We start from the raw sequence: 12834 nt of genomic DNA, 5'->3' as shown, positions 1-12834 counted from the left end.
TCGCCCCCGTCGATCGCCCATCGATCGCGGGACGCACCGAATTTCAGAGTTCATGACCGAAGACGCCCACGACGTCACCCCTGCGCGCAAGCCCCGCAAAGCGAAATCCGCTGCTGCTGGTGAAGGCGGCGCGCCCGCTGCCGAGTCCGCATCGTCGCAAGCCAACGATGCGCCGGTGTTCGACGCCCGCAAGGTACTGGCGCAACTGCCGAATCTGCCGGGCGTGTATCGCTACTACGACGCCGCAGGCAACGTGCTGTACGTCGGCAAGGCGCGCAATCTCAAGAAGCGCGTCTCGAGTTATTTCAACAAGACGCAGCTCTCGCCGCGCATTGCGCTGATGGTGGCGCGCATCGCCAGGCTCGAAACGACCGTGACGCGCTCGGAAACCGAGGCGTTGCTGCTCGAGAACAACCTGATCAAGGCGCTGCATCCGCGTTACAACATCCTGTTTCGCGACGACAAGTCCTATCCGTTCCTGAAACTCACGCAGCACAGATACCCGCGCATGGCGTACTACCGCGGCTCGGTGGACCGGCGCGGCCAGTATTTCGGGCCGTTCCCGAGCGCCTGGGCGGTTCGCGAGAGCATCCAGATCCTGCAGAAGGTGTTCCAGTTGCGCACCTGCGAGGATTCCGTCTTTGCGAACCGCACGCGCCCATGTCTGCTGCATCAGATCGAGCGCTGCAGCGCGCCGTGCGTCGGCGCGATTGCGCACGAGGATTATGCGCGCGACGTCAGCAACGCGGCGGCCTTCCTCTCCGGACGCCAGAACGAAGTGCTCAGCGCGCTCGAAAGCAAGATGATGGCGTATGCCGAAGCGTTGCAGTTCGAGCAGGCGGCGGCGGTTCGCAACCAGATGCAGGCGCTGTCCGGCGTGCTTCAGCAGCAGTCCGTCGAGACGGCGGGCGACGTCGACGCCGACATCCTTGCCGTGGCCTATGCCGGCGGCCGTGCATGCGTGAATCTTGCGATGGTGCGCGGCGGCCGCCACCTGGGCGACAAGGCGTACTTCCCGGCGCACGTGGAGCGCGGTGTGGAGGGTGGCATTGCCGACGAGTTCGAGGACGACGAGGAGATGCCGGCCCCGGATGCATCCGTCGCGGAAGTGGGCAATGAAGTGGGCAATGAAGTGGGCAATGAAGCGGGCAATGAAGCGGACGTCGCCCAGGCGATGCCGTCGGATACGCCGGCGGCATCGCTCGAGTCGCGTCTGCTCGAGGCGTTCGTCGCGCAGCACTATCTGGGCCAGCCGGTGCCGCCGGTGCTCGTCGTGAGCCACCCGTTGCCGAACGACGAACTGCTCGCCGCGCTGTCCGAGCAGGCGGGGCGCCGCATTGCGATGGTGCGCCAGCCGCAGGGCCAGCGCCGCGCATGGCTCGACATGGCGCAGCAGGGCGCACGGCTTGCGCTCACGCGCCTGCTCACGGAGCAGGGCAGCCAGCAGGCGCGCACACGCGAGCTGGTGCAGACGATCGGGCTCGACATCGACGACCCCGCGCAGTTGCGCGTGGAGTGTTTCGACATCAGCCATACGCAGGGCGAGGCAACGCAGGCCTCCTGTGTCGTGTTTCACCATCACAAGATGCAGACGAGCGAGTACCGTCGGTACAACATCACCGGCATTACGCCGGGCGATGACTATGCGGCCATGCGTCAGGTGCTCACGCGGCGCTACGGCCGTCTGATGGAAGCGGCGGCGAACACGCTCGGCGATGCGGCCGATCCGTCGTCCGTCGCGGCCGACGTGGCACGCGCCGAAGCCGAAACCGCGGTGCTGCCGGACAGCGAGGGGGCGGGCGGCGAGTTCACCGGGGCGCAGGCCCTCGACGCGGCCGGTGCGTCCGCGCAGCCGTGCGCGCCGGAGGCATCGGACGCATCGGGTGCATCGAGTGCATCGGACGTTGAGGCGAACCTCCCACAACTGGTACTGATCGACGGCGGCAAGGGACAGGTGGAGGTGGCGCGCCAGGTCTTCGTGGAGCTCGGCATCGACATCGGGCGGCTCGTCGGCGTGGCCAAGGGCGAAGGGCGCAAGGTCGGGCTCGAGACGCTGATCTTTGCCGATGGGCGTCCGCCGCTGGAACTCGGCCGCGAGAGCGCGGTGCTGATGCTCATCGCCCAGATCCGCGACGAAGCGCACCGCTTCGCGATCACCGGCATGCGCGCCAAGCGGGCCAAGGCGCGTCAGACGTCACGTCTGGAAGAGATCGAGGGGATCGGGGCGAAGCGGCGTCAACGCCTGCTCATGCGCTTCGGGGGTTTGCAGGGCGTGGCATCGGCGAGCGTGGACGAACTGGCGAGCGTCGAGGGCATCTCGACGACGCTGGCCGAGCAGATCTATCGCCAGTTGCACTGAGCGGCCGCCCGGCGCATTGCGGCGTGCCGCGTCGCACGGCTCAGGTATCGCCGTGGAACAGGAGCCGCATCACCGTGTCGTTGTCGACCGTCTCGCCCGAGAGCGTGCGCGCCAGCAGTTCTCCGCCCACGACCGGCGGCGCGAAGATCATGTCCGGCTGCACGCGCTTGAGCTTGCTCAGATGCTTGCTGTCGTTGACCGATGCGATGGTGCGCACGTTCGGCGCGATCTCCTTGGCGGCGAGCACGATGAACGCGTTCTCCGAGTCGTCCGCGCGCAGGGCGAGCACCGCCTTCGCGCGCTCGATGCCGGCGTGCATGAGCACCGTGTTGTCGCTCGCGTCGCCGTGCATGACGTCGGCGTCCTCGGGGAACGGGCTGTCCACGCCGGTGGCGATGATCACCGTGACGGGTCGTCCGCGCCGGGTGAGCTCATGGTGTACGTTGATGGCGAGCGGCGACGCGCCTGCCACGATGAAGTGGTCTCTGCGAATCACGTGAGTGAACCTCCCCGCGAGAATTTTCTTGAGATTGCCACCGACGAGCGGGCCGATGACGACGGTGAGCGACGTCGCGAACACGCTGATCCCGAAGACGATGACCGACGCCGTGAAAAGCCGCGCATCGGTCGTGTGCGGCACGATGTCGCCGTAGCCGACGGTCGTCATGGTGACGATGGCGAAGTAGAAGGCGGTGGCCAGATCGGTGACGGGGGGCGCGAATTCGCGTCCGAGATAGAGCGTGCCGAACGTCGAATAGACGAGCAGTGCGAAGACTGCCACGAGCGTGTACAGCGTGGCGGCCGCGAAGCTCGCGCGATCGAACTCGCGCCAGTACCAGAGCAACAGCGCGAGACACACGAGCGAGAGAGCGAACGTCAGGTCGAAGCGGATGTTCAGGTGAAAGTTGATGATGGCGGCCAGCGCGAGCATGACAAGCGAGAACGCCCAGGCGGTGCGCGCGCGAATGACGAGACCGCAGGCGAGGGCGACGAGGGACACGCCGACGAGGGCGCGCGGCAGGTGAGAGAAGTCGATGCGCTCGATGGCGTTCAACCCGAAGAGCAGGCGCGGCAAATGGCGGGCCTCGATGCGCTCCAGTGCGTGGAGATCGCCGCGCAGGAAGAGGTCGAGAAGGACGGCGCCGGGCACGCGCAACAGCACGGACGCGACGAGCAGCATGCCGTTGAGCCCCACGAGTCCCGCGATGAGCGCGTGCGGGGGCAGCAGCGGTCGCCGGAGTGCGGGCAGGGGCCAGGGCAGTTTCACGAGATCGGCGCTAATGGCGGGTGGTTGCGAGCAAGATAGGGGCACACTGGCGCACATGTCAACAGCGGCGCCGGCGCATCGGCCTTGTCGCTGCGGGGCATACACGGCACAATGCGGGTCTGGTACGGCTGCCGAGGGCGCCGTGTGTCGACTGCCGTTTGCCGAACTCATGCTGCCATGCCTTTCAACGTCCCCATTTTTCTGACCTGGCTTCGGATCGTGCTGATTCCGCTGGTGGTCGGCGTCTACTATCTGCCGGCGACCTGGCTGTCGACGGAGGAAATGAACTGGGTGGCTTGCGCGATCTTCGTGCTGGCCGCGCTCACGGACTGGTTCGACGGCTTTCTGGCGCGGCGCTGGAACCAGACGTCGGCGTTCGGCGCATTCCTGGACCCGGTGGCTGACAAGCTGATGGTCGCCGCGGCGCTGCTGATGCTGCTGCAGATGGGCCGGATCAACGCGTTGGTGGCGTTGATCATCATCGGTCGGGAGATCACGATTTCGGCGTTGCGCGAATGGATGGCGCAGATTGGCGCGTCGCGCAGCGTGGCGGTGCATCAGTTGGGCAAGATCAAGACGGCTGCGCAGATGGTCGCGATTCCGCTGTTGCTGTTCAACGGCACGCTGGTGTGGAATGGGCTGCGTTTCGACTCGCGCTTCTGGGGCACGTGGCTGATTTACGTGGCGGCGGTGCTCACGTTGTGGTCGATGTTGTATTATCTGCGCCGCGCGTGGCCGCAGATTCGAGAAAGAGGCGCGGGCAAGATGTGAGCGTAAGTCCCTGAAGGCGCGGGAATTACGCGGTGAGGGAGAAAAATCTTCACAAATTTTCGGTGCAGGTGCTTGACACTGAATCGTGGTTTGGACATAATCTCCTTCTCGCTGCTACGGCACTAGCCCGGCAGCGAAGTTTTAAGAAGTGGTTGGATAGGCAGTACGCATGAAAATGCGGGAGTAGCTCAGTTGGTAGAGCGCAACCTTGCCAAGGTTGAGGTCGCGAGTTCGAGACTCGTCTCCCGCTCCAGTTTCGCGCTGGACATTGAGTGAGTGATTCCTTGGTGTTCGGTGTCATGCGGGAGTAGCTCAGTTGGTAGAGCGCAACCTTGCCAAGGTTGAGGTCGCGAGTTCGAGACTCGTCTCCCGCTCCAAATCCAGAGGGAAGCCTGGCTTCCCTTTTTATTTGCCGAAGAGCCCACGGCGATCGATCCGAAGGGCGCCCTCGATGGCAACAGCGAGTGGTTACAATGCGGCATATCCCGATGGCGGGATGGCAGAGTGGTTATGCAGCGGCCTGCAAAGCCGTGTACGCCGGTTCGATTCCGACTCCCGCCTCCAAAATTCAAAAGCCCTGACTTGTCAGGGCTTTTTCTTTTGCTGCACCGTTCCTGCACCGTTCCTGCGCCGTTTGTCACGGCGCGCCATTCTCAAAAGCGTTGTTGCAGTCGCAGGCTCGCCGTTTGCGAAACGAAGCGCGAGCCCACCTGTAGCTCGTAACGCGCGGTGAGCGACAGGTTGCTGCTGCGCACGAGCGTCGCACCTAGCGTGAGGTCAGCGAGGTCGCGCACCGGCGACGGCCCCACCGCCGTGAACGCCGTCTCGCCCGTAAAGTCGCCTGCATAGCTCGCGCCAGTGACGGCACGCGAATTCACGAATTCGTGAATCCATTGCGCTTGTGCGAACGGCACGATGTCGCCGTAGCGTGTCGCAAATGCGCGTTCCAGTCGTGCGCCCAATGCACTGCGCAAGGAGCTCGCGTGCGAGGTGCCGACAGATAGCGCAGCCCCATTGCCGCCGGTCTCCGTATAGCTGCCTTGATGCAAGTAGCTATAGGTCAGGCTCGCGAGCGGCGTGAGCGTGCCGCTGCCCAGCGCAAGTGGATACCCGAACTCGGTGCGCGCGACGTACTGCTGTCCCGAGAACGCGCCACTCGCCACGCCGGAGAATCCCGTGAAGTCGACCACGCGCGTGGTGTTGTAGCGCTGTTGCACGATACCGCCCGACAGATTCACATACCACGGTGACCCAAGATAACTGGCGTAAGCGAGCAAGCCATAGCCGTTGACCTGCGTTGAACTGCCCGAGTTGTCGTCCGAACCGTTGATTTTCGTGTGACTGAATGAGAATGCGCCGCCCGCGAGCCATTTGTCGCCGAGCGCCCGGTCGACACCGAGCATCAGGCCGCCATAGTTCGCGCTGTAGCCGGAGATGTCGTCGACCATGCCCTGGCTGGCGTGCCCGCCGAACGCTTGCCCCCACACGCCGAACGTCGGTCCGCCATCACCGGTGGCAACGCCGCTGTGGCCGGATTGCGCCAGCCGCAACGCATCGGCACGGGCGCCAGTGAGCGCCAGCGCGTTGAGCGTCGGTGCAGCCGCGGCTCGCGATGCAGCGAGTTGCTGCGCTGGCGAAAGCTGCGATCCGGCGCGATTCGCTTCGCTCACGCTGCCAATGGCAAGCGAGGCGTTGTAGAGACCGAGCAGCCCTGGATCGCTGATCCCGGTGTAGTTTTGCAGGCCGCCAAACGAAGCGACGGCGTTGCGCATGGTTGGCCGGATCGGTGCCGGGGCGGCGGGCGGGTTGGGCGTTGAGGTTTGTGGGGGATTCGACGGTGTGGTGCCGGTCCCGGGGTCGGTTGGTGCCGTCGGGTCCGGAAGCTCCTCACCAACGGTGACGACCAGATTGTCGGTGCCGGTTGCCGCATCTCTGACCTCTGCCCCAGTCACCGCATAGCGGGCACCACGAATGCCGTAGTTGAGCGAACCGGCGTTGTAATTCACGGTGGCCGCCGTCGGCGCCTGCATCACCACGAACCGTTGTCCCGGAGCGAAGCCATATGTGGCGCCGGTGCCGGTGCTGGTCAACTGGACGCTCGCGCCGGGATCGATCGTCGCATTGCCGGAGACGACCAACCTGCCATAGCCGGTGTCGGTCGTCAGGCCATTGGCGCTCGCACCATTCGACACCCCGATAAGTAAGGTGGCATCCGAATGCTGGTTGTAGTTGCCGGTGATGGTGATCGGGTTATTGACCTGAAGGACCCCGGCAGTATTGACCAGCGTTCCGGTCATGACATTGTCGTTAAGCAGCAAATTGCCTGAGAGCGTCAGATTGCTGGCTCGGCTGTCGATCAGACCAACGGGGTCCGGCGTGCCAGGGCTGCCGCCATATCCGGTCAGCGTGCCGAATATCGAAGTGCCGCCGCTGATGGTCATGTCACTGATGCTGTGGTTTGAGATCGAGCCGGCAATAACTCCAGTGTTGGCAATCGTGGTGAACAACGATCCGGCGATGGAGCCAACATTGAAGATGGCCACGGCCGAGCCAGAAATCAGGCCAGAATTGATCAACGCGCCGATCGTTCCCGATCCGTCGACACCGATGGCATACGCGCCGCTAATGGTGCCGGAATTGGTCAGCGTGCTGATTGTTCCCGTGTTCATAACGGCAGAGCTCAACGTAGACGTTTGCGTGATAGTCCCGGCGTTGAGCACCGAAGTGATGAACCCTGAGTTGGACAACGATCCGATGACTCCCGCGTTGTACACGCCCGCTCCCGAGGTTGAGGCGTGAGTGATCCTTCCGCGATTCGAAATCTCGGTGATCGTGCCCCTGTTTTGAATGCCCGACGTGTCACCAGAGATTGTTCCCGCGTTGATCAGCCAACCAATGCTCCCGAATTGACCCACGGAAATGGCAACGCCCCCGCCCTGAATCAATCCCGAGTTGGTTATGGTTCCGATCGATCCGCCATTGTCGATGCCGCTGCCGGTCCCTGAGATCAGGTTGGTGTTGTTGATGGAATCGATAGCGTACTCGTTGTAGATGGCGGATATGGTTCCGGAAATGGTGCCGTCGTTTTGAATGGTTCCTATCGTGCCCGTATAACCCGTGGCGCCCATGTTCTCCAAGACACCATTTTGCACGCCATACCTTCCAGCTACAGTGCCGGTAGCGTTATTTTGAACTTCACCGGTATAGCCAATATTGAGAAAGCCGGCTTGGTCGCCGCTCGAATAGCCGCTGTTCTCCAGCAGGCCCAACGTGCCCTGATTCGCCACGGCCGAAAAAAGAAGGCTTATACGGGAGCCCTGGTCCAAGGAGATAGACTGCAATTGCATGGCGTTGAATACGCCGTATGCGATGGAACTGAGGGTCACGTTCGGAATCCCGACTCCAATATAACCCGGGGCAGATACCAAGTAACAATCGGTCGTGACGTCCATCACGGTACAGGAAGTGGCGATGGCGGTATTCGAGATACAACTCGCGACCATCGCAGACGTGGCGATAGCGAGTGCTTTTCGCTTCGGAAGGTATTCGGAGCGCGGCATGTTGTGTCGTTGTCTTGTTGTTCGGCGGGAAGGCGCGATGTCGAGGCGCTTTGTAAGCATCCTGTGGTGGAATCCCGGCGGTGCTCCCCACCCCCGATTTTCCCGGCTATACGAAATCTGACCCAGTTGAACCTGCGGCGCATTGGACTAAAGTCCTAGTCGGTCGAGATTATTCGGCCGCACGCGGGAGATCCGTGCCGGGGGCAGAGCGCTGTTGCGGACCGTCCGTTCCGTGGACAAAAAGCGGACACCGGAGCGTATGGTGAGAGCGGTTGTCGGTGCCCAGCGCTCCGTCCGGCCTAGGCCCGATCCCCCAACACCGTGGCCCGCGTGAATGCCTCGATGTTGTCGAGCAGCGCGTCGAGGGCGTCGCCGGCCCGCTTCACTTCTCCGGCAGCGATCGCTTCGGCCACTTCTGCGTGGAGCCGCGCCATCGTCGGCAGATCTGCCGCTTCCTGATAGTGGTAGTACCAGAACCGGCGCGACAGTCCGTGCATCAGACGCATCGCACCTTCGGCGAATTCGTTGCGGGCTGCCACCAGGCATAGTTCGTTGAACTCACGGTCCGCGCGCACGAATTCCACGTCTTTGCCCGTGCGGGCCGAACTTCTGAACTCCTTTGCCAGACGCGCGAAATGTGCGCGCTGCTCCGCCGAGGCCTTCCTTGCGGCGCTGCGGGCAATGAGTCTTTCCACTTCGCGTCGCGTCTCGAGCAGACGCAACTGCTTCGAGACGTCCATCGGCGGCACGAGAAGGCCGCGCTGCGGCAGCACCACGATCAGATGCTCGCGAGCCAGACGCTGAATGGCCTCGCGAATCGGCGTGCGACCGAACCCCGTCATTTCGCTCAACTGCAACTCCGACATCGTCGAACCCGGCGCCAGCCGCAGTGTCACGATCGCCTCTTCGATCCACTCGTAAGCCATGTCAACCATCCGACCCCGCGGGATGGCGTCCACGTCGAGCACTGCGGCTTCCGATTTTCCCGTCCGTTGGGTCGCTTTCCTTGTCGCCATTTCATCAATGTTCAGAGCAAATGTTAATTGTATATCACCTGCATCTGACGATAGCGACGTCCCATCACGGCGCCGTTCCACGCCCACCACTACGGGCTTTCCCGGTGTTTTGTCCGGTTGTCGCCGCCTTCTGATGTGCTATTATGAATCAACTAATATATTACTGGGGCGAGGGCGGTGGATATCAGACGGGAGGGCAACCCGGACGGTTTTCCGGTGATCGCGCTGCATGGCATTCAGGGGACAAACGCCTCATGGGGGGCGCTCGCTGCGGCGCTGGGCGACACGTTCCGTTTCATCCTTCCAAACATGCCCGGACGCGGCGACGCCGGCGCACCGGCTTCGCCGCAAGCCTGCAGTGTTCACGCGTTCGCGCGCGTGGCGAGTGCGATCATCGAACAGGAGATCGGCGAGGGCCCTTACGCACTCGCCGGCTGGAGCATGGGGGTGTCCGTGATTCTCGAGTTGATGGCGCATCTGGCGCACGGCGCGGCACGCCATCGTGCGCCGGTCGCCGCCGTGCTCATGTCAGGCACTGCGCAGCTGAGCGACGTGTCGTGGTTCGTATCGACCGACGAGACGGCGCTCCTTGCCGAGATCCGGCAGCGCGAGCGGCGTCTGAACCTCAGGCAGGCGGCGGAGCCGCGTGCCGTGGCGTGGACGTGGCGCGCGCTCAAATCGGTCTCGCACTTGCCGAATCTGGCGTTCGTCACCATGCCGACGCTCATTGTGCACGGCGGCAACGACGAAGATTGCCCGATCGTTCACGCCCATCGCATGCAGGCGGGCATTCGTCACGCCTCGCTGCACGTGATCGCTGACGCAGGTCATTCGATCCTGACGCAAAACACGCAGGAGGTCAGTGCCGTCGTGCGCGGCTTCCTGACGAAACACTGCGAAGCGCCGGCGCCACGGCGCACCCCATCGGAGACCCCATGAGAATCGACGACTGTATTCATTTCTGCGCGCCATCCCGGCTCATCATCGAACTGGGGTATCGCCGCAAGCTGCCCAATCTCGTGCGCACGCTGGGCTATCGGCGAGGGCTGCTCGTCACCGACCGCTTCTTCGCGGAGAAAACGCCGTGGGTGACGGAGTACGTCAGCGCCTGCGAGCGCCTCGGCATTCGCATCGACGTCTACGCCGGCGGCCAACCCGACCCGACAACCGACCTGTGCGATCGCGCGACGGCCGAATTGCGCAGCACCCTCGGCGCTCAGTTGCCGGACCACGTCGTGTCGCTGGGCGGCGGCAGCAACATCGATCTGGCCAAGGCGTTGTGCGTCACCCTGCCGGCGGGCCGCCCCATCCGTGAGTTTGGCAGCAGTGTCGCGAGCGACGCGCCCGTCATCGACCATATCGCGATACCCACCACGGCCGGCACCGGCTCCGAACTCACGCCGGGGGCCATCCTGTTCGATCCGGCGACCGGCATCAAGACAGCGGTGATGGACAATCGATTGCGTCCCGTGGTCGCGGCGATCGACCCCGAGCTCACGTTCACGTGTCCGCCGAAGGTCACGGCCGAATCCGGAATCGACGCCCTCACGCACGCGATCGAATCGTTCGTCACGCTCGACTCCGCGCAGTTCGATCGCAACGGCAGCTTCGATCCCGGCTACAGCGGGCGCAGCGCGCTGACGATGCTCTTCGCGCGCGAATCGATCCGGCTCGCCGCCGCCTATCTGCTTCGCTGCTATGAGGACGGCAGCGACGTGCAGGCGCGCGTCGGCATGTGCTACGCGAGCGTCTATGCCGCAATGTCGTATGGCAGCGCCGGCCTCAACGCGGTGCACGGCATCGCGTATGGCGTGGCGGCGCTCACGCACCAGTCGCATGGCGCCACGAACGCCGTCGTTCTGCCCTACGCCATCGACGCGTTGCGCGATTCGCGGCACGCCGAGCTTCTGGAGGTGGCGCGCCTCTTCGGTATCGGGACAGCCGACGAGGTGCAGGCCGTTCGCGAGCTGCCGGGTACGTTGCGGGCGCTTGTCGGCAAGCTCGGCATCCCTACCGATCTCAATGCTTTCGGCGTCGCCCGAGCATCCCTGAACGAATTGCTGACCGACTCCCTTGGCGTGACCCGGTTGGCCAAAGCATTCCCCGTTGGGAATATCGAAGAAAGCTACGCGCAAATCATCGACAACGCGTGGCATGGAGGTCTTCGAGACGAGAAGGCGGAGAGACGCCCGGCCGCCTGATCGACGCGATTCCCCTCGCTTCGTCGGGCTGCCGCCGGCACGCAAAGACACATTCATCATTCGGCCGGATACACGGGCCACTTTGCGCCTCGCCGTCTAATATGTTAGCTGATGATCAGCGCCATGTATTGGAGGAGACACAAGCATGGATATGTCCGCAGCCGCGTCGCGGCTAGGTGTTGACGTCGTCGCGCGCCTCGAGCGGTTGCCGATGACGAACTATCAACGAACGCTTTTCTCTATCATCGCCACCGCCTGGTTCTTCGATTCCATGGACCTGGGGCTGATGACGTTCGTCCTCGGCTCGATCAAGGCGGAATTCGGTCTGTCCGCGTCGCAGGCGGGGCTGCTCGCCAGCGCCAGCTTTCTCGGCATGTTCGTGGGGGCTGCCACAGCGGGGCTGCTTGCCGACAAGTTCGGACGCAAGCCGGTCTTCCAGGTGAGCATGATTTTCTGGGGGGTAGGCAGCCTGATGTGCGGCTTCGCCCACAGCGTCGAATCGCTGATGCTGTACCGCGTGCTGCTCGGCTTCGGCATGGGCATGGAATTCCCGATCGGGCTGTCGATGGTCTCCGAGATCGTGCCTGCCAGGAGTCGCGGCAAGTACGTGGCCATCCTGGAAGGCTTCTGGCCGATCGGGTTCATCGCGGCAGGCGCGTTTTCGTACTTCATGCTGCCGGCGATCGGCTGGCGCGGCATCTTCATCGCGTTGGCGATCCCGGCTGTCTTCGTGTTCGTTGTCAGACGCATGGTGCCCGAGTCGCCCCGCTGGCTCGAGGACACCGGACGCATGAAGGAGGCCGCCGATGTGATGAATCACATCGAAGCGAGGGTCCAGCGCGCCCATGGCCGCCAGTTGCCCGAGCCGGCCATTGCCGCGGGCGTGCGCCATGGGCCGGCCGATCGCAAGGCGCTGTTCGCGGAAATCTGGCGCGGGGAGTATGCGAAGCGCACGCTCATGCTGTGGACCACCTGGTTCTTCGCGCTGCTCGGCTACTACGGGCTCACCACATGGCTTGGCGCGCTGCTGCAGCAGGCCGGCTACGAGATCACCAAGTCGGTGCTGTACACGGTCTACATCTCGCTGGCGGGCATTCCCGGCTTCCTCTTCTCCGCGTGGCTGCTTGAGAAATGGGGACGCAAGCCGACCTGCGCGTTGATGCTGCTCGGCAGCGCCGTCGCCGCGTATCTTTACGGTCAGGCGGCGGGCACCCGGGCCCCGATCGAGCAACTGATCGCCGCGGGCCTGATGATGCAGTTCTTCCTGTTCGGGATGTGGTCCGTGCTGTACGCCTACACGCCAGAGCTCTATCCGACGCGCACACGCGCGACCGGCTCTGGCTTCGCGTCGTCCATCGGGCGCGTCGGCTCTCTCGCCGGCCCCTTCGCGATCGGCGTGCTGCTCCCGACGTGGGGGCAGACGGGGGTATTTACCATGGGGGCGCTCTCGTTCGTGATCGCCGCGCTTGCCGTGCTGCTGCTCGGCGTCGAGACGAAGGGCCGCTCGCTGGAGGACGTCTCGCACTGAGTCGTTGCCGGAACGTCATCGGCTTCCCGGGGGCAGGGCGCCGTCCCTGCTCCCGCCGCGCGCGAGGCGATCGCGCTGACAACGCCCGCCAACGGGTGTCGTCGGCGCGCCGCCCCGGGCATGCGCACTCTC

Annotated in this window: 8 protein-coding genes and 3 tRNA genes; 8 read left to right on the top strand and 3 right to left on the bottom strand. The window is 63.9% G+C overall.

Annotation, left to right across the window (positions count from 1 at the left end):
• Window positions 1–52: 52 nt before the first annotated feature.
• Window positions 53–2359, top strand: coding sequence for an excinuclease ABC subunit UvrC (gene uvrC / locus PNO31109_RS05050; RefSeq protein ID WP_150554563.1), 2307 nt, complete (start codon window positions 53–55; stop codon window positions 2357–2359).
• A gap of 40 nt (window positions 2360–2399) precedes the next feature.
• On the opposite strand, the gene kch is transcribed toward uvrC, so the two are convergent.
• Window positions 2400–3626, bottom strand: coding sequence for a voltage-gated potassium channel protein (kch, locus tag PNO31109_RS05045; RefSeq protein WP_244958129.1), 1227 nt, complete (start codon window positions 3624–3626; stop codon window positions 2400–2402).
• Between the two features lie 177 nt (window positions 3627–3803).
• Here kch and pgsA point away from each other — a divergent pair, with 177 nt between their 5' ends.
• From pgsA to PNO31109_RS05025, 4 genes are all read left to right on the top strand, one after another.
• Window positions 3804–4397 (top strand): CDP-diacylglycerol--glycerol-3-phosphate 3-phosphatidyltransferase, encoded by a 594-nt coding sequence (gene pgsA, locus PNO31109_RS05040; protein ID WP_150554562.1) that lies wholly within the window; start codon window positions 3804–3806, stop codon window positions 4395–4397.
• Between the two features lie 177 nt (window positions 4398–4574).
• Window positions 4575–4650, top strand: a tRNA-Gly gene (locus tag PNO31109_RS05035).
• A gap of 48 nt (window positions 4651–4698) precedes the next feature.
• Window positions 4699–4774 (top strand) — tRNA-Gly (locus PNO31109_RS05030).
• Between the two features lie 113 nt (window positions 4775–4887).
• A tRNA-Cys gene (locus tag PNO31109_RS05025) sits at window positions 4888–4961 on the top strand.
• Between the two features lie 89 nt (window positions 4962–5050).
• On the opposite strand, the gene PNO31109_RS05020 is transcribed toward PNO31109_RS05025, so the two are convergent.
• Together PNO31109_RS05020 and PNO31109_RS05015 are read right to left on the bottom strand one after the other, a co-directional pair.
• A complete protein-coding gene (locus PNO31109_RS05020) occupies window positions 5051–7957 on the bottom strand; it encodes an autotransporter family protein (protein ID WP_150554561.1) in 2907 nt (968 codons plus the stop codon).
• 299 nt (window positions 7958–8256) lie between these two features.
• Window positions 8257–8892: a GntR family transcriptional regulator gene (locus PNO31109_RS05015; protein WP_150554823.1), complete on the bottom strand. Its 636-nt coding sequence runs from the start codon at window positions 8890–8892 to the stop codon at window positions 8257–8259.
• A gap of 258 nt (window positions 8893–9150) precedes the next feature.
• Here PNO31109_RS05015 and PNO31109_RS05010 point away from each other — a divergent pair, with 258 nt between their 5' ends.
• The 3 genes from PNO31109_RS05010 to PNO31109_RS05000 all read left to right on the top strand — a co-directional run bounded on the left by PNO31109_RS05010 (window position 9151) and on the right by PNO31109_RS05000 (window position 12702).
• The gene (locus tag PNO31109_RS05010) at window positions 9151–9912 is read left to right on the top strand and encodes an alpha/beta fold hydrolase (RefSeq protein WP_244958128.1); all 762 of its coding nucleotides are present in this window, start codon (window positions 9151–9153) and stop codon (window positions 9910–9912) included.
• The gene (locus PNO31109_RS05005; protein ID WP_150554560.1) at window positions 9909–11174 is read left to right on the top strand and encodes an iron-containing alcohol dehydrogenase; all 1266 of its coding nucleotides are present in this window, start codon (window positions 9909–9911) and stop codon (window positions 11172–11174) included. Before PNO31109_RS05010 ends, PNO31109_RS05005 begins: the two co-directional genes overlap by 4 nt.
• 145 nt (window positions 11175–11319) lie before the next feature.
• Window positions 11320–12702, top strand: a complete 1383-nt coding sequence (locus PNO31109_RS05000) for an MFS transporter (RefSeq protein ID WP_150554559.1) — start codon at window positions 11320–11322, stop codon at window positions 12700–12702.
• Window positions 12703–12834: the final 132 nt, after the last annotated feature.

Source organism: Pandoraea nosoerga (assembly GCF_902459585.1).
Classification (GTDB): domain Bacteria; phylum Pseudomonadota; class Gammaproteobacteria; order Burkholderiales; family Burkholderiaceae; genus Pandoraea; species Pandoraea nosoerga.
The sequence above is the reverse complement of the archived record's forward strand: the minus strand, read 5'-3'. Positions and strand labels throughout refer to the sequence as shown.